We start from the raw sequence: 16741 nt of genomic DNA on the forward strand, positions 1-16741 counted from the left end.
TCTTCATGACGCGCTCCGTGGCCGCTGGGCGTTCAGGTACTCGCGCAGTTGCTCGATCATGTCGCTTTGGGTGCTCAGTGGCATCAGCAGCACGCGCAGCTTTTGCGCCATCAGCTCCCAGCGCTCGATACGCGCTTCGGCCTGCTGGCGGTAGGCCTGGCGCAGGTTGGCGTCCAGGGTGTCGAGCTCCAGCTGCGCGCTGCGCTGGGCGAAGCGCAGCAGGCCGGCGGCGGGCAGGGCATGATCGAGCGGGTCGGACACCGGCATCAACAGCAGGTCGCAATGGCGCGAGAGCATGGCCAGGTGCTGCTCCACCTGGGCAGTGAGCGAGCGCTCATCGCAGATCACGATGGCCAGGCTGCCGGGGCGCAGCACTTCGCGGGCGCGGCGCAGGGCCAGGCCGAGGCTGTCGGCACCGGGCGTGGCCTCGGTGTGCAGCGCCTGGTTGACCTTGGCCAGGCGGTTGAGCAGTTGCAGCAGGCTCTGCTTGCTGCGCCGGGGCTTGATTTCGTGGTGCTCGTTGTCGCCGAACACCAACCCGCCAATGCGGTCGTTATGGCCCAGCGCGGCCCAGCCGAACAGCGCTGCAGCCTGGGCGGCCAGCACCGACTTGAACATCAGCCCCGAGCCGAAGAACAGCCGTTGGCTCTGCTCGACAAGAATGAAGATGGGCCGTTCGCGCTCTTCGTGGAACAGCTTGGTATGCGGCTCCTGGGTACGCGCGGTAACCCGCCAGTCGATGTTGCGCACATCGTCGCCAGCCTGGTAGACGCGCACCTGGTCGAAGTCCACGCCGCGCCCGCGCAGCTTGGAGTGGTGTAGGCCCACCAGCGGGCTGCGCTGGCCGGGCCGGGAAAACAGCTGGATTTCGCGCACGCGGTGGCGCATGTCGATCAGCTCGGCAAGGCCGATGCGGATGCCGGGTTCGGCCAGCGATGCAGTGGGCATGGGCTCAGGCAACGGCGACGACGTCGAGGATGCGCTGGACCACGCGGTCCTGATCGATCCCTGCCGCCTCGGCCTCGAACGAGAGGATGATGCGGTGGCGCAGCACGTCGAACAGCACCGCCTGGATGTCTTCGGGGCTGACGAAATCGCGCCCGGCCAGCCAGGCGTGGGCGCGCGCGCAGCGGTCCAGCGAAATGGAACCACGCGGGCTGGCGCCGTAGGCGATCCAGTCGGCCAGTTCGGCATCGAACTTGGCCGGGGTGCGGGTGGCCATCACCAGTTGCACCAGGTATTCCTCCACCGCGTCGGCCATGTACAGGCCAAGGATTTCCTTGCGGGCGGCGAAGATCGCCTGCTGGCTGACCCGGCGCTCGGGCTTGGTCTCGCCGCCCAGGGCTTCACCACGGGCCTGCAACAGGATGCGCCGCTCTACCGCAGCGTCGGGGAAGCCGATTTTCACGTGCATCAGGAAGCGGTCGAGCTGGGCTTCGGGCAGCGGGTAGGTGCCTTCCTGCTCGATCGGGTTCTGTGTGGCCATGACCAGGAACAGCGGCGACAGGTCGTAGGTGCTGCGGCCCACGCTGACCTGGCGTTCGGCCATGGCCTCGAGCAGTGCGGACTGCACCTTGGCCGGGGCGCGGTTGATTTCGTCGGCCAGCACCAGGTTGTGGAAGATCGGCCCCTGCTGGAACACGAAGCTGCCGGTTTCCGGGCGGTAGATTTCGGTGCCGGTGATGTCGGCCGGGAGCAGGTCGGGGGTGAACTGGATGCGATGGAACTGCGCCTCGATGCCTTCGGCGAGCTCTTTGATGGCCTTGGTCTTGGCCAGGCCCGGCGCGCCTTCGACCAGCATGTGGCCGTCTGCCAGGAGCACGATCAACAGCCGCTCGACCAGTTTCTCCTGGCCTAGGATCTGGGAAGAAAGAAAGGTGCGCAGCGCGATCAGCGCTTCACGGTGTTCCATCGGTGACGGTTCCTGGTATGGGGCCGCAGGCGGCTGGAAGCAGCTGCCCTGGCAAGGGGTGATACTTTAATCCATCCGGGGGGGTGGCGACCAATGGCGGTAGGGAAATTTATCCTTGCCGGGGGCCATGCAGGTCCGGAAATGTCCTGTGTATCGCTGGCCATTGGCTGATGTTCCGCAGCAGCGTGCTGGCGCCTGCTTGTGCTTTTGGTACAAGCAGGAAGCACGACGATGGACCTGAACAGCTGTAGCACTGCACGCATCACGCCGGTCACCCTGCGTTTTGGCGTGTTCTTCGATGGCACCGGTAACAACCTGAGCAATGTGATGCCGGTGGATGCACCGGGGAACAAGGGGGGCAGTTATGCCAATGCCTTGAGCAATGTGGCCCTGTTGCATGCACTGTACCCGACGCAGGGGGCCAATGCTGATGGGACCATGGCGTTTCTGAAGCGCTATGTCGAGGGCGTGGGCACCCTGGCGGGGGAGGCGGATCATGCCTATGCCTCGGCCACCGGGTGTGGGCGTAGAGGGGCCGAGGCGCGTGTCACCGAGGCCTTGGCGGGGATTGCCGGGCAACTGCGGGACTGGCGCCAGGCGCACCCAAAGGCAAGGCTCGAGCGGGTCGAGTTCGACTTGTTCGGTTTCAGCCGCGGCGCTGCGGCTGTGCGTCATCTGGCCAACCTGCTGCATGATGGCGGCAGCAGCCTGTTGGCTGTGCCCTGTGGCATCGTGATCAACTTCATCGGCCTGTTCGACACGGTTGCGGCAATTATCGCGCCGCTGCAGGGCGACTTCGATCCTGCCGACGACCGCCATGGTGGCTTGCGCCTTGGCCTGGGCGCGGGCATTGCCCGGCAAATGGTGCAGCTGGTGGCGGGGGACGAGCAGCGGCACAACTTCCCGCTGGTACGCAGCGGCCATGACATCGTGTTGCCAGGCGTGCACTCGAACATTGGCGGTGGTTACCCGGATACCACGCAGGAGCAGGTGCTGCTGTGCAAACCGCATTCTCAGCGGGTGCCGCTGAGAATGCGCGCCGAGCACACGCGTGTGCATGCCACAGTCAGTGCGTTGCTGGCGTCGTCGTTTGGCGAAATGGGCGCGCCCAGGCCGCGTGTGCTGGCCTGGGAGGTTCCGATTGCCGGTGGCCTGCCTAGCGAGGCGCAAAAACAGGTATATGCGGCGGTGTACCGCGAACGGGAAGTGGCGGGGCAGCTGTCGCGGGTGTACCTGAGCATCATGCGGGAGCTGGCGGTGCGCGCTGGTGTGCCGTTTGCGCAACTGGGCGGGCAGGTCGAGCACCGGCTGCCGGATGAACTGCTGGGCATCAGCCGCAAGTTGCATGCGTTTGCCCTGGGTGAATGCGAACAGCCTGGGTTGACCGAGGATGAGCAGCGATTGTTGCGAGACAGGTACGTGCATGCATCAGCGAACTGGAATGCGTTAAAGGGGTTGCACGGCAGTGTGCTGGATGTGTTGTTCGTCAATCGGCCGGGGGCAGGTGGGAGGGTGGTGCATGCCAATCCGGTCGCCTGAGTAGCCAGTGCGCAGATGAATCAATGGCCATGTGCTGTTCTGCTGGATCTGCCTTGCATTGCGAAAGGGCTGCAAAGCAGCCCTGGGGCTAGACAGGCTGTCGGTGCTTCCTGGCCAGGTAGGCCTCCTGTGCCAAGGTCAGCAGCACCGTCAGCAGCATGAACACGATCGATGCCACGAAGATGCCATGAGGCAGGCGTTGGTCGAGCATCCAGCCAAACGCCACCGGCCCGAGGGCACCGCCGATGCTGAAGCCGGTCGAGACCAGCCCGAACGCTTTGCCCTCGGCGCCGCTCGGTGCCGCCGCCTTCACCAGCATGTCCCTCGACGGGGCGATGATCCCGGTCAGCAAGCCAATGGCACCGAGAACCACCACCAACCCCCAGCCCCGAAGCAGCCCGAGGGCCACCAGCGTTGTCAACGCGGCAGCCAGGGCAAAGGCCGAGGCCGCCACCAGGCCGTGACGCCGGGTCCGGTCAGCCAGGGCCCCACCGCACAGTACACCTGCAGCGCTGCTGAGCAGAAAGGCCGTGAGTGCCGTGTTGGCCCAGGCCAGGGTCAGGTCTTGGCCCTGGACCAGGGCGGCCACGGAGAACTTCTCGATGGCACTGGTGCTCAGGTTGAGCAAGATGAACAGGACCGTCAGCAGCCCGAGCATGGGCGTGAACAGTCGCGCGCGACCTGCTGCAGTGGGGCCAGCGCCGCCTTTGCCAGGCTTGGCAACGTGGTGGATTCCATTGCCTGGAACCGATATCAACAGCAAGCCGGCAACCCCCGCAGCCGAGCCCGCCATCAGGGCAGCCTGCGTGCCGAATAGTGCAGCGATGCCGAGAAATATCGCTGGCGTTACCGCCGAGCCGAGGAAGCCGGCAAAGGTATGGATCGAGAACGCCCGCCCCAGGCGGCCTTGTTCGATGCCGTTGGCCAGCAACGCGTAGTCGGCCGGGTGGTACACGCCATTGGCCAGGCCGGCCATGGCCATCGCCACCAACAGCAGGATGTAGCTGGGGCTGACAGCAACCAGCAGGAAACTGATGCTGCCCAGCAGCAAGCCCGCCTTGAGCACCTTGCGCGCACCGTAGTGGTCGACGGCATAGCCTAGCGGTGCCTGCACCAGGGCGGAGACGATATTGAACACGGCCAGGGCTGCGCCGAGTTCGACGAACCCTACCCCCAGCAAGTCGGGGAGCACGGGTAGCAGCGCCGGGATAAGCATGATGTGCACATGGCTGACGAAGTGTACGGCAGCAATTTGGGTAAGAAGCTTGGGGCCAGCTTTGGGCATGTCGATACCTGTTGTACGGCGTGCGCACCTGGCGCACGGCAGGATGGTGGAAAGCCCGCTTACCGGGAGAAGTGGCAGAAACCGGGTAGGCGGCCGTTCAGTACGGCATAGGCCAGCAAGCCAATGACCAGCCCCCAGAATGCCCCGCCAATGCCAAACAGGTTGATGTTGGCTGCCGCGGCCAGGAATGTGATCAGTGCCGCTTCGCGTGAACGGGCATCTGCCATTGCGTTGGCCAGGCTGGCGCCGATGGTGCCCAGCAGTGCAAGGCCGGCCAGCGTGGTGATGAAGGTGGCCGGCAGGGCCATGAACACACTGGCCAGGGTGACCCCGAATACCCCTACGAGGATGTAGCAGACACCGGCAGCGATGCCCGCGACCCAGCGTTTGCCCGGGTCTTCGTGGGCTTCCTTGCCAGTGCAGATGGCGGCGGTGATGGCAGCGATGTTGAAAGCGTGCGACCCGAACGGTGCCATCAGCAACGACCCCAGGCCAGTGACTGCCACGATCGGATTGGCGCTGGTCTTGAAGCCATCGTTGCGCAGCACCAGCATGCCTGGCATGTACTGACCGGTAAGGGTGATCAGGAACAACGGCAGGGCCACGCTCAGGGCGGCGTTGAGGGAGAAGGTGGGCGCGGTGAACAACGGCGTGGCGAATTCCAGCCTGAGCGCTGTCAGGTCCACCTGGCCCTGCAGTAGCAGGTAGCCCAGGCCCAGCAGCAGAATGCCTACTACGGCATAGCGGGCGGTAAAGCGTTTGAATGTTACATAGGCCGCGATCAACAGCCCGGCCAGGGCGGGGTCGACCGAGAGGCCGCCGAATGCACCAATGCCGAATTGCAACAGGATACCCGCCAGCAGGCCGGCGGCAATTCCGCCCGGGATGGCCCGCACCAGGCGCTCGAAGTAACCGGTCACTCCCAGCATCACGAAGCCGCCTGCCGACAGCAGGTAGGCACCGATGGCGTCGCTGTAGGGCACGCTGGCCAGCGCTGTGACCAGGAACGCAGCGGCCGGCGTGGACCAGGCGGTGATCACCGGCTCGCGGCTGTACCAGGACAGGACCAGGCCACTGAGCCCGACGCCGATCGACACTGACCAGACCCACGAGGAGGTCAGCGCCGGGCTCAGCCCGGCCAGCTTGGCGGCCTGGAACACCAGGATGAAGGTGCCGCCATAATTGACTATTACCGAAACGATCCCCGCCACCACGGGGTGAAGGATGTCTGTCAGCCGTAGCGGGGTGGGAACAGTGTGTGCGGGCGTGTTCATCGAGGCCTCGGTCGTTCTGGCGCATAGAGTTGGAAAGGCTGGTTTTTATAGCGCTAGAATGGCCGGTATAGCCCCACCACTTTTCCACACATGGCCATACCAATGTTCAAGCATGCACAACTGGAGTCGGTGAAAGCCTGGATCGGCGACCCAGAGCGCGCGTCACTGCCTTTGCACGTAAGAATCCAGCGTGCGATACGCCAGCTTGTTCTCGAAGGGGCGTTGCCCGTGGGCAAGGCGTTGCCCGCCTCCCGTGCGCTGGCGGCCTCGCTGGCTGTGTCACGGGATACGGTCGAGGCTGCATATGGCCAGCTGCACGCCGAAGGATTCATCGAGCGCCGGGTGGGCAGTGGCAGCTTCGTTTCACCCCGTGCGCAGCACCTGCCGGCCCAGCCCCGGGGCCGCAAGGTGAAAGCCCCGGACGAACCGTCGGCAATCAGCCGTCGTGGCCAGGCGCTGTGCCAGGAGGGCGGAGTGCACAATTTCTTCGTTTCTCGGCCGTTTGCGCCGGGGGTGGCGGAAACCCGCAACTTCCCGTTGCAGGCCTGGGAAAAGCTGCAACGGCAGGTGTTCAAGGAACATGGCTCCCAGGCATTGCAGCCCAGTAGCGCGCAAGGTACCGAGCCACTGCGGCGGGCTATTGCCGATTACGTCAATCTTGAACGTGGCGCACAGGCCACGGCTGACCGCGTGCTCATCCTTACCAGTTCACAGCAGGCGTTCAGCCTGTGTGCCCACGTATTGGCCGACGCGGGCGACCAAGTGGTTATCGAAGACCCGGCCTACCATGGGGTCAGGAAGGCGCTGGGTGCTGCTGGCCTGCATTGCATCGCCGTGGCCGTGGACACGGACGGCATGCAGGTCGAGCAGATAACACGGCTGGCTCCCCATGCCAGGGCTGTTTTCCTGACCCCTTCGCATCAGTTCCCTACTGGCGTTACCCTGTCCCTGGACCGGCGTCTGGCGGTGATCGAGTGGGCGCGGCAACAACGCGCCTGGATCATCGAGGACGATTACGACAGCGAGTTTCACTATGCCGGCAAACCCACCGCGTGCGTGCAAGGCCTGGATGCCCACGACCGTACGGTTTACATCGGCACGTTCACCAAGTCCCTGTTCGCCGGCTTGCGCATTGCCTACATGGTCTTGCCGCCGCAACTGGTCGAGCCGATGACCGCTGCGCGAACCTTGCAGGACGGGCATACGGCTTCGCTGGCGCAACTGACCTTGGCCAGGTTCATCGAAGGCGGGCACTTCGGCGCCCATGTGCGCTTGATGCGGGCGATCTATGCGGAGCGCCGCGATGCCCTGGCGGCATTGGTGCAGGCACAGCTGTCGGACTTTCTTGTCGCGCGTGTGCCCGCAGGCGGCATGCAGATGCCTTGTGTTTTCACCAGGCCGATGCCTGAAGAACAGGTCGTGAAGGCGGCGCAGGCCGCTGGTATCGACCTGCTGGGGCTAAGTGGCCTGTATGCGTCGACGAAAGGGGAGGCGGGATTGCTGATGGGGTTTGCGGCGCATACCCCTGGCGAGCTGGCGATGGCCGTGGCAAAACTGGCGAAGGTGTTGCGCCAGGTCGAGTCTGGCCAAGGGCGAGCAACATTGCCAGGATGAAGCCCGGCAGCAAGACGCCGCCGGGCAGTTGTCACGGTCAGGCGGCCAGTTCTACCAGCATGCTCTTCAGGTAGTCGTTGCCTTGCGCATCCAGCGGTTGCAGGGGCAGGCGTGGAGCGCCGACATCCTGGCCGAGCAGTTTCAAACCGGCCTTGATGGTGGTGGGCAGGCCACGGCGGGTGATGTACTCCAGCAGTTCATACTGCCGGTAGAACAACGCGCGAGCTTCGGCCAGGTTGCCTTGCTGCACCGCGTCCCACAGCGCCAGGTTCAGCGCCGGGATCAGGTTGGGCGCGGCGGTGCACCAGCCGGTGGCACCGGCCACCAGGGCTTCCAGGGTGAGCGGGTTGCAACCGTTGTAGAAGGCCACCTGGCCATCGGTGGCCTTGAACAGGCGGTGCATGCGCTGGATGTCGCCGGTGCTTTCCTTGACCATGGTCACATTGGGCACTTCGCCGAGGATGCGCAGGATCAGCTCCACCGACAGGTCGGTGCCGCTGGTGCCCGGGTTGTTGTAGAGCATGATCGGAATGTCGATGGCCGCGCCCACCGCCTTGTAGTGGGCGACCACTTCGGCTTCGGTGAGCTTCCAGTAGGAGATGGGCAGCACCATCACCGCCGTGGCGCCGCAGGCCTGTGCCAGGCGGGCGCGCTGCACGGTGCGTGCGGTGGTCAGGTCGGAGACGCTGACCACGCTGGGCACGCGGCCGGCGATGCGTGCCTGGCTGAAGCGCACCACCGTTTCCCATTCGCTGTCGGACAGGTAGGCGCCTTCGCCGGTGCTGCCCAGCGGTGCGATGGCGTGCACGCCGTCCTCTATCAGGCGGTCGATGGACAGGCCCAGGGCATCCAGGTCGAGCGCGCCGTCTGCCTTGAAGGGAGTGATGGTGTAGCCGATAACGCCGCGAATTACAGGTGTAGACATAACCAGGCACCTTTGCCGTTGTTGGGGAAAGAGTACAGCTTCAGTCAGCCCAGGCAGTCGCCATGGGCACGCAAGGCACGGCGCGCGTAATAGCTGAACGCGGCACCATGACGTTTGGGGGTGGAGATCCAGTCGTGGGCTTCCTTGCCCAGGGCATCCGGGATGGGGCGAATTTCACCGGCGCCCATGGCCAGCAGCTGCATCTTTGCCGCGCGCTCGAACAGCATGGCAAGGACGCAGGCTTCCTCGATCGAGCGGCCGGCGATCAGCAAACCGTGGTGGGAAAGCAGGATCGCGCGCTTGTCGCCGATCGCCCTGGAGATGATTTCACCTTCTTCGTTGCCCACTGGTACGCCGGGCCATTCCTTGAGGAACGCGCAGTCGTCGAACAGCGGGCACAGGTCCATGTGCGAGATCGCCAGTGGCACTTCCAGCATCGACAGGGCGGCACTGTGCAGTGGGTGGGTGTGGATGATGCAGTTGACGTCGGGGCGTGCGCGGTACAGCCAGCTATGGAAGCGGTTGGCCGGGTTGGCCATGCCGCGGCCTTGCAGCACGGTGAGGTCTTCGTCGACCACCAGCAGGTTGGAAGCGGCGATCTCGTCGAAGCCCAGGCCGAGTTGTTGCGTGTAGTAGGTGCCAGGCTGCTCGGCGCGGGCGGTGATCTGCCCGGCCAGGCCCGAGTCGTGGCCGCCGTCGAACAGGATGCGGCAGGTAAGGGCGAGTTTCTGGCGAGGAGTGTAGGTGTTGTCGGCCAGCGCCGTCAGCATCTGCTGCTGGGCGAGTTTGACGAGCTGATCCTTGGGGGTCTGCATGGTGGTCGTCATGGGCTGTACCTGCATGAAGGGCCTATAAAGGCTGATTGGCGCGAAGCGCTATCAGGACACAAAATCAATATTAATGACACAAGGTGTCATTTGCAAGCGATGTGTCATCACCACTGCCGCTCATGCGATGTGGTCCAGTGCAAACCGTTATGGCCTGCATACGTAACTGGTATTACTTGCTCCGACCGCACGCTGTTTAGCATCGACCGGGTCTTAACCGCGACGAGAACAACAACGTGAACCTCGCAACCCTAACCAGTCGAAGTGCAAGATACTGGCCTGAGCGCTTGGCGGTGATCGACCGCCACACCCGCCTCACCTTCGCGCAGCTTGAACAGCGGACCAATCAGTTGGCCTCGGCCTTGTTGGCCCACGGCATCACCAGCGGCGAACATGTCGCGATCCTGGCTCCCAACCGGGTCGAGCTGGTGGAGGCTGAGGTGGCTTTCTACAAGGCCGGCCTGGTCAAGGTCCCGGTCAATGCACGCCTGGCGCTGGATGAAGTGATCCAGGTACTGAATGACGCCTGCAGCGTCGCGCTGATCGCCGACCCGCAAGCTGCCGAGGCCTTGCTGGCGCGCAGGCAGGAGGTGCCTGCGCTACGCCTGATCGTTACCCTTGGCGAGCAGGGCGGCGATATCGGCTACGGCGCACTGCTGGCCCAAGGCAGCAGCCAGCCGGTCAGTTGCGATCTGCCTGACGATGCACTGGCCGTATTGCACTACACCTCGGGCAGTTCCGGTGTGCTCAAGGCAGCAATGCTCAGCGTCGGCAACCGCAAGGCGCTGATCCGCAAGAGCATCGCCAGCCCCACCCGGCGTGCCGGCCCAGGCGACATCATGGCCCATGTCGGCCCCATCACCCATGCCAGCGGCATGCAGCTGATGCCGCTGCTGGCGGTGGGTGCCTGCAGCCTGTTGCTGGAACGCTACGATGACCAGTTGCTGCTCGAGACCATCCAGCGCGAGGGCGTGACCCGGTTGTTCCTGGTGCCGGCCATGATCAACCGTCTGGTCAATTTTCCCGGGGTCGAGCGCTATGACCTGAGCAGCCTGCGCCTGGTGATGTATGGCGCAGCGCCAATGGCGCCAGCGCTGGTCAAGCGGGCTATCGAAGTGTTCGGGCCGATTCTTGCCCAGGGCTACGGCGCTGGCGAAACCTGCTCGCTGGTGACGGTGCTGACCGAGCAGGACCACCTGTGTGAAGGCGGCGACTACCGCCGGCTGGCCTCGTGCGGACGATGCTACTTCGAGACCGACCTGCGTGTGGTGAACGACGATTTCCGCGATGTCCAGCCAGGCGAGGTGGGCGAGATCGTGGTCAAGGGACCGGACATCATGCAGGGCTACTGGCGCGCACCGCATCTCACCGCCGAGGTTATGCGTGATGGCTACTACCTCACCGGCGACCTGGCCACGGTGGACCAGCAGGGCTACGTGTTCATCGTCGACCGCAAGAAGGAAATGATCATTTCCGGTGGCTTCAACATCTACCCCAGCGAAGTCGAGCAGGTGCTCTACAGCCTGCCGCAAGTGTTCGAGGCTGCCGTGGTAGGCGTGCCCGACGAACAGTGGGGCGAAGCGGTGCGGGCAGTGATCGTGCTCAAGCCTGGCATGCAGCTGCAGGAGCACGAGGTGATCGAGCATTGCGCCCAGGCTCTTGCCGGGTTCAAGAAACCGCGTGGGGTGGACTTCGTCAGCGAGCTGCCGAAGAACCCCAACGGCAAAGTGGTGCGCCGCCTGATTCGAGACGCCTACTGGCAAAACAGCGAACGCCGCATCTGACCTGAGGAATTGCCATGTACCAGCCAAGCGAAAAGGCCAAACAGATCATCGAGGCCATCGGCGGCTTCGTTCGCAACGAAATCCTGCCCCTGGAGCAACGCGCCGGCCTCAGCTGGGCCGAACCGCACCCGCGTGAGGTGCTGCAGCAGGTGTGGCAACGCTCGTGCGAGCAGGGCTTCTACAACATCATGCTGCCCGAAACGATTGGTGGTGCAGGATTGAGCGTGTCCGACCTGTGTGCGGTGAAGGAGGCCACAGTGCTGACGGGCTCTATGCTGGCGCCGCACATTCTCGGCGAGCTTTCCGGGCCGCCGCGTGTCGGCCACCTGTTCAAGGTGGCCAGCCCGGCCCAGGTCGAGGCTTTCCTGCAGCCGGTGTGCCGAGCCGAAAAGGCAGTGTGCTTCGCGCTGACCGAAAGTGAAGCCGGGTCCGATGCCACGGCGATCAGGACTACCGCTCGGCGCGACGGCGAGCATTACGTGCTGAGCGGGGCCAAGCGCTACATTTCCGGGGCGCCTTATGCCGATATCGCAATACTGCTCGCGGTCACCGGCCCCGGGCGTGGCGCCCAGGGGATCTCGGCATTCTTTGTCGAGCTGGATGCGCCGGGCGTGCGGGTGGAAAGCGATTACTCGGTCATGTCCGGTGGCGGCGCCCATGGCGACATCCTTCTCGATGAAGTACGAGTGCCGGTGGCCAACCGCATTGGCGAGGAGGGGCAGGGCTTCAAGCTGGCAATGGGGCGCATCACGCTCAATCGTCTGCTGCATTGCCCAACCATGCTGGGCCTGGCGGGCCTGGCACTGAACCTGACGGTGGACTACGCCCGCACTCGCAAGCAGTTTGGCCAGCCGATCGCGATGTTCCAGTCGATCAATCACATGATCGCCGACATGGCCACCGAACTGCATGCGGCACGCAGCATGGTCTATGCCACTGCCGCGGTGAATGACGCCGGTGGCGATATCCGCACCCAGGCGCCGATGTGCAAGCTGTTCGTATCGGAAACGGCCTTCCGTATCGCCGACCGCGCGGTGCAGATTCATGGGGGGGCCGGGCTGTTGCGGGGCAACCCGGTGGAGTGGATCTTCCGTGCGACCCGTATGATGCGCATTCTTACCGGGACCAGCGAAATCCAGCGCAACACCATTGCCAAGGGCGTGCTCATGCCCGAGCAGTGAAACTGCACGCCCGGCCTCGAGTGGCCGGGCTCTCCCACAAGAACAATAAGAGAGATCGACATGACTCATACTGACTCCCGCGCGCGTGCAGGCACGGCCTGGATGATTGCGGTACTGCTGGCACTGCTTATGCTGGTGAACTTCCTGGACAAGGTGGTCATCGGCCTTGTAGCGGTACCCATGTCCAGGGAACTGGGTTTGTCCCCGGCCGAGTTCGGCCTGGTGGGTGGCGCGCTGCACTGGTTCTTCGCCATCTCTGCAGTGGTCGGTGGCTTCATGGCCAACCGCCGGCCGACCCGCACCCTGCTGTTGGGCATGGGCGCGTTCTGGGCGCTGATCCAGCTGCCCATGCTGTTCGTCACCTCCCTGTGGGCGATTGTCGCTTGCCGGGTGCTGCTGGGCATCGGCGAAGGGCCGGCGTCACCGGTGGCAACCCATGCCTTGTACAAGTGGTTCCCCAACGACCGGCGCAACCTGCCGGTGGCGCTGTTGCATACCGGTAGTGCACTTGGGCTGCTGGTGGCAGGCGCAATGATTCCATGGATCAGCGTGCACTATGGCTGGCGCATGAACTTCATCGTGCTGGCTTTGATCGGCGCGGTATGGTGCGTGCTGTGGTGGGCATTGGGGCGCGAGGGTACTCTTGACCGCAGCCGCCCCGGCCAGCCCAGGGAAGAACAGGCGCACATCGCCTACCGCCGTCTGCTCGGCGACCGCACCGTGCTGGGCAATTACCTGTGCCACTTCGCCGCCAATTGGTCGCTGGCCCTGACCTTGACGTGGGTGCCGAGTTATCTGGAAACCGGGTTGGGCATCGACCCGATCATGACCGGTCGGGTGTTCGTGCTTTTCGTGGTGGTGACCACGCCGCTGAGCCTGTTCATGGCCTGGCTGTCGCAGCGCATGATGCGCGCCGGGGTGGCGACACGCTGGTCGCGCGGAGCCTTCGTGTCCCTGTGCCTGATTGCCAGCGGGTTGTTGTCGGCGGCATTGTTCCTGCCGGGCCTGGGGAATGTCGAGCGAATCATGAGCCTGACTTTCAGTGGCGGGCTGGCGCTGGTCATGTACTCGGTGGGGCCAGCCATGCTGGCGGAGTTCACGCCCAGCGGGCAGCGTGGCGGCATCCTGGCTATCGGCAATGGTATCGCTTCGCTGGCCGGGCTGGCGGCACCCGTAGTCACGGGGTTTCTGGTGCAGGGCGCCGGAGCCGACCACCCGGCAGGGTATGGCCAGGGCTTCCTGGTATGCGGGGCGGTGCTGGTCATTGCCGGGTTGACAGGGTTGGTATGGATGGACCCTCAGAAAACCCGCCAACGGCTGCTTCAGGTGGGCACGGCTGCGCTGGCCCGGGCCTGACCTGCGCTGCGTCAGAGGCTCTGCTGGGGGAGGGGGCACGCTCGATCAGGGTGCCTTTCCAGCGCTCGCTGCGCACCGCATCCACGAGCAGCCCGCGCACCAGGTCGCGCATGCAGGCGGCGGCGAACGACAATGGCTTGTGTTGCGAATGGGCCAGGGCAATCGTACGAGTGATGCGCGGCTCCACGATCAGCCGCGCGCTGGCCGGGGCGACCAGGTCCAGCAATGGCGGCCAGTTGCTGATGGTCGCCGCCAGGCCGGCGCGTACCAGGCTGGCTATGCCGGGCGCAGACTGCTGTTCATAGCTTGAATCCAGGGCCACGCCGGTTTCCATGGCCGCCTGCTCGATGCGCCTGCGCAGGTGCAGGCTGCGCGGCGGCATTACCAGCCGGCTCGACGCGGCCTCGGCCAGGGTGATCGGTGAATCGTCCGGACCATGCGCAGGCAGGCCGACCCAGTACAGGTCTTCGGAGAACACGGGCTCGGCGACAATGTGCGCCAGCTCCTCGGCATTGGGCACCACACCGAAATCCACCTTGCCCAGCTCGATCGCCTGGCCGCCTTCGCGGCTAAGGCCGTCCCATACGGTGAGCTTGATACCAGGAAAGCGCGCCTGCGCCTGGGTGATGATGGCTGGCAACAACAGCGCCGAAGCCGTGGCCGGAATCGAGATGGCCACGTGGCCCTTGGGGTTGCCGCGGCTGGACTTGAGTTCGTCCTTCACCGAATCAAGCTTCTGTATCACCGAGCGTGCCACTTCGTACAGCTGGCGCCCTGCATCGGTCAGCTCGATGCCGTCATGCTGGCGCGCCAGCAACTGCATTTCCAGCTCGCTTTCCAGCAGTCCTATCTGACGGCTCAATGCTGGCTGGGCAATGAACGCGTGGCGCGCGGCGTTGGAGAAGCTGCCGGCTTCGACAATGGCAATCAGGTAACGCAGCTGTTTCAAAGTCATGGCAATTCTCAGGCTATGCCGAAGTGGTATGGCAACTATCGAGAGACGTTATTTGTTCAGCTCTAGTGGCCTACTTAGTATCGGGGAACACCGGATCGAGGATAACAGAAACTTTCACTTATTTACCCAGCCCCTTTTTACACAAGCCTTTGCGCCGTGTTTCGGCGCTAACTCGCAACTCACTCTCGAATAAACACAATAAGAGGTTAAGAGTGATGGCATTTCGTGCTTCTGGTCTTTCGGGACCGTTGTCGCTGCTTGCGTCGTCTGCACTTTTTTCTGTGCCTGCCCTGGCTGTTCAATTTAATCTGGGAGAGTTTGAAGGACAGTTTGATTCAGCGTTTTCGTTTGGCACCAGCATTTCCACTGCCAACCCGGACCCGGCTTTGCACAATAGTGCAAACAGTGATGACGGCCGCCTGAACTTTGCCTCGGGTGATGTATTTTCGGCAGTGTTCAAAGGTACCCATGATCTGGAGCTCAAACATGCCAACCTGGGTGTGTTCCTGCGTGGCACCTACTGGTACGACACGGCGCTGCGCGACCATGACCAGCGCTTCAAGCAGGTCGAGGACAACAACCGCAAGCGTTCGGCCAAGACCGCAGGTACCCAGCTGCTCGACGCCTTTGGCTACTACCTCTACGACATCGATGGCCAGCCAGGCTCGGCAAGGCTGGGCAAGCAGGTAGTGAACTGGGGCGAGAGCACCTTCATCCAGGGCGGGCTGAACGTCATCAATCCCTTCAACCTGGCGGCGCTGCGCCGCCCAGGTTCCGAGGTGAAGGACGCGCTGGTGCCGGTGAACCTGTTCTACTTCACGCAGAACCTGACCGAGGCGTTGTCGGTCGATGGCTTCTACCAGTTGGACTGGGACCAGACCCAGCTCGACAACTGTGGCACGTTCTTCTCCAACAACGACTTTCTGCCCGATGGTTGCGATGGCCTGGATGTGGGAGCCAGGTTGCTTGGCAACCCGGCTGCCGTGGCCGGCCTTGCACCGTTTGGCGTGAACCTGACCAGCGAAGGCGTGCGCATACCCCGGGGCAGTGACCAGGATGCCCGCGACGGCGGGCAGTGGGGTGTTTCGTTGCGCTGGTACGTGGCGGCGCTGGACACCGAGTTCGGTGCCTACGCAGCCAACTATCACAGCCGCACGCCTTATCTGGGGACGGTCAGCAGCCCTTATTTCGACAACAGCCGCTTCGCCCCCCAGTTGTGCGCCAACCTGGGTATCGGCCCGGCCGGCTGCGCCGGGTTCCTCGGCTCCGCTGCCGGTCAGTCGCTGGTCGGTGCATTGCGCCTGGGTACCTCCCAGTACCGTGTGCAGTACCCCGAGGACATCCGCATGTACGGGTTGTCGTTCGCCACCACCCTGCGCAGCGGTACGGCCCTGCAGGGTGAGCTGAGTTACCGGCCGAATATGCCCATGCAACTCAACGGTACCGACATCATCCAGTCGCTGCTCAACGTCGAGGGGCGTTCGCCTTTGCTGGGCGACGGGCTGCGGCCAGAAAGCGCCAGCACCCTGTTTGACGGCTACCGGCGCAAGGAGGTGACCCAGCTTCAGGTGACCGCCGTACATGCCTTCAGTCAGGTGCTGGGGGCCAACCAGATGCTACTGGTGGGCGAGGCCGGGGCCACCTACGTCGGCGGGCTGGAGGGCGGCGCAGGCCCGCGTTACGGCCGCTCGGGTACCTTCAACAGTGGCGAGCTGGCGGACAACAGCGTCTGCCGGGCGATTTCCAAGACGCCAGAGCACTGTAACGACCAAGGCTTCATGACCCCGTTCTCCTGGGGCTACCGGTTACGCGCGACCTTGACCTACCCCAACGTGATCGCCGGCTTCGACCTGCGGCCGAACCTGTCCTGGTCGCACGATGTGCACGGTACAGGCCCGGTGGAAGGCTCGGCTTTCAGCGAAGGCTCCAAGGCCATGAGCGTCGGGCTGGATGCGACGCTTGCCAGTACCTACAGCCTGAGCCTGTCGTACACCGACTTTATCGATGGCGACTATGGCACCCGTGGTGACCGGGACTTTGTCTCGCTGAGCCTGGGCGTCACCTTCTGAGGGCATGATGATGAATATGC

Annotated in this window: 13 protein-coding genes; 6 read left to right on the top strand and 7 right to left on the bottom strand. The window is 64.0% G+C overall.

Going from position 1 to position 16741, the window contains the following annotated elements; translation table 11 throughout:
- Nucleotides 1-3 precede the first annotated feature (3 nt).
- Nucleotides 4-948 (bottom strand): DUF58 domain-containing protein, encoded by a 945-nt coding sequence (locus GYA95_RS03980; protein ID WP_013971643.1) that lies wholly within the window; start codon nt 946-948, stop codon nt 4-6.
- Between the two features lie 4 nt (nt 949-952).
- Nucleotides 953-1912 carry an AAA family ATPase gene (locus GYA95_RS03985; protein WP_013971644.1) on the bottom strand — a complete coding sequence of 320 codons (960 nt, stop codon included), beginning with the start codon at nt 1910-1912 and terminating at the stop codon, nt 953-955.
- A 231-nt stretch (nt 1913-2143) separates the two neighbouring features.
- Between GYA95_RS03985 and GYA95_RS03990 the strand changes: the two genes are divergently transcribed.
- Nucleotides 2144-3451, top strand: a complete 1308-nt coding sequence (locus GYA95_RS03990) for a T6SS phospholipase effector Tle1-like catalytic domain-containing protein (RefSeq protein ID WP_015269462.1) — start codon at nt 2144-2146, stop codon at nt 3449-3451.
- Nucleotides 3452-3539: 88 nt separating this feature from the next.
- Here GYA95_RS03990 and GYA95_RS03995 read toward each other — a convergent pair whose 3' ends face one another.
- Nucleotides 3540-4736: an MFS transporter gene (locus GYA95_RS03995; RefSeq protein WP_015269463.1), complete on the bottom strand. Its 1197-nt coding sequence runs from the start codon at nt 4734-4736 to the stop codon at nt 3540-3542.
- A 59-nt stretch (nt 4737-4795) separates the two neighbouring features.
- Nucleotides 4796-6010, bottom strand: a complete 1215-nt coding sequence (locus GYA95_RS04000) for a benzoate/H(+) symporter BenE family transporter (RefSeq protein ID WP_043935451.1) — start codon at nt 6008-6010, stop codon at nt 4796-4798.
- A gap of 102 nt (nt 6011-6112) precedes the next feature.
- Between GYA95_RS04000 and pdxR the strand changes: the two genes are divergently transcribed.
- Nucleotides 6113-7624, top strand: coding sequence for a MocR-like pyridoxine biosynthesis transcription factor PdxR (pdxR, locus tag GYA95_RS04005; RefSeq protein ID WP_015269465.1), 1512 nt, complete (start codon nt 6113-6115; stop codon nt 7622-7624).
- A gap of 37 nt (nt 7625-7661) precedes the next feature.
- Here pdxR and GYA95_RS04010 read toward each other — a convergent pair whose 3' ends face one another.
- Together GYA95_RS04010 and GYA95_RS04015 are read right to left on the bottom strand one after the other, a co-directional pair.
- On the bottom strand, nt 7662-8549 hold the full coding sequence (locus tag GYA95_RS04010; RefSeq protein WP_015269466.1) for a dihydrodipicolinate synthase family protein: 888 nt from the start codon (nt 8547-8549) through the stop codon (nt 7662-7664).
- Between the two features lie 44 nt (nt 8550-8593).
- Entirely contained in the window at nt 8594-9376 is a 783-nt protein-coding gene (locus tag GYA95_RS04015; protein ID WP_015269467.1) for an aldolase, read from the bottom strand.
- Between the two features lie 236 nt (nt 9377-9612).
- On the opposite strand from GYA95_RS04015, the gene GYA95_RS04020 reads away from it, so the two are divergent.
- The 3 genes from GYA95_RS04020 to GYA95_RS04030 all read left to right on the top strand — a co-directional run bounded on the left by GYA95_RS04020 (nt 9613) and on the right by GYA95_RS04030 (nt 13697).
- A complete protein-coding gene (locus tag GYA95_RS04020; protein ID WP_039614530.1) occupies nt 9613-11160 on the top strand; it encodes an AMP-binding protein in 1548 nt (515 codons plus the stop codon).
- A 14-nt stretch (nt 11161-11174) separates the two neighbouring features.
- Entirely contained in the window at nt 11175-12341 is a 1167-nt protein-coding gene (locus tag GYA95_RS04025) for an acyl-CoA dehydrogenase family protein (protein WP_015269469.1), read from the top strand.
- Between the two features lie 102 nt (nt 12342-12443).
- Nucleotides 12444-13697, top strand: coding sequence for an MFS transporter (locus GYA95_RS04030; RefSeq protein WP_015269470.1), 1254 nt, complete (start codon nt 12444-12446; stop codon nt 13695-13697).
- Here GYA95_RS04030 and GYA95_RS04035 read toward each other — a convergent pair.
- Nucleotides 13603-14652 carry a LysR family transcriptional regulator gene (locus tag GYA95_RS04035; protein ID WP_161551237.1) on the bottom strand — a complete coding sequence of 350 codons (1050 nt, stop codon included), beginning with the start codon at nt 14650-14652 and terminating at the stop codon, nt 13603-13605. The two genes, GYA95_RS04030 and GYA95_RS04035, sit on opposite strands and share 95 nt — an antisense overlap.
- A gap of 215 nt (nt 14653-14867) precedes the next feature.
- Here GYA95_RS04035 and GYA95_RS04040 point away from each other — a divergent pair, with 215 nt between their 5' ends.
- Complete coding sequence (locus GYA95_RS04040; RefSeq protein WP_043935454.1) at nt 14868-16721, top strand: DUF1302 domain-containing protein; 1854 nt, start codon at nt 14868-14870, stop codon at nt 16719-16721.
- The last annotated feature ends 20 nt before the right edge of the window (nt 16722-16741 follow it).

The sequence above is a fragment of the Pseudomonas asiatica genome (genome assembly GCF_009932335.1).
GTDB lineage: Bacteria > Pseudomonadota > Gammaproteobacteria > Pseudomonadales > Pseudomonadaceae > Aquipseudomonas > Aquipseudomonas asiatica.

What these genes read in the sequence shown, in the direction of transcription:
- GYA95_RS03980 (WP_013971643.1), bottom strand. Translation starts at nt 948, where the DNA reads ATGCCCACTGCATCGCTGGCCGAACCCGGCATCCGCATCGGCCTTGCC.
- GYA95_RS03985 (WP_013971644.1), bottom strand. Translation starts at nt 1,912, where the DNA reads ATGGAACACCGTGAAGCGCTGATCGCGCTGCGCACCTTTCTTTCTTCC.
- GYA95_RS03990 (WP_015269462.1), top strand. Translation starts at nt 2,144, where the DNA reads ATGGACCTGAACAGCTGTAGCACTGCACGCATCACGCCGGTCACCCTG.
- GYA95_RS03995 (WP_015269463.1), bottom strand. Translation starts at nt 4,736, where the DNA reads ATGCCCAAAGCTGGCCCCAAGCTTCTTACCCAAATTGCTGCCGTACAC.
- GYA95_RS04000 (WP_043935451.1), bottom strand. Translation starts at nt 6,010, where the DNA reads ATGAACACGCCCGCACACACTGTTCCCACCCCGCTACGGCTGACAGAC.
- pdxR (WP_015269465.1), top strand. Translation starts at nt 6,113, where the DNA reads ATGTTCAAGCATGCACAACTGGAGTCGGTGAAAGCCTGGATCGGCGAC.
- GYA95_RS04010 (WP_015269466.1), bottom strand. Translation starts at nt 8,549, where the DNA reads ATGTCTACACCTGTAATTCGCGGCGTTATCGGCTACACCATCACTCCC.
- GYA95_RS04015 (WP_015269467.1), bottom strand. Translation starts at nt 9,376, where the DNA reads ATGACGACCACCATGCAGACCCCCAAGGATCAGCTCGTCAAACTCGCC.
- GYA95_RS04025 (WP_015269469.1), top strand. Translation starts at nt 11,175, where the DNA reads ATGTACCAGCCAAGCGAAAAGGCCAAACAGATCATCGAGGCCATCGGC.
- GYA95_RS04030 (WP_015269470.1), top strand. Translation starts at nt 12,444, where the DNA reads ATGATTGCGGTACTGCTGGCACTGCTTATGCTGGTGAACTTCCTGGAC.
- GYA95_RS04035 (WP_161551237.1), bottom strand. Translation starts at nt 14,652, where the DNA reads ATGACTTTGAAACAGCTGCGTTACCTGATTGCCATTGTCGAAGCCGGC.
- GYA95_RS04040 (WP_043935454.1), top strand. Translation starts at nt 14,868, where the DNA reads ATGGCATTTCGTGCTTCTGGTCTTTCGGGACCGTTGTCGCTGCTTGCG.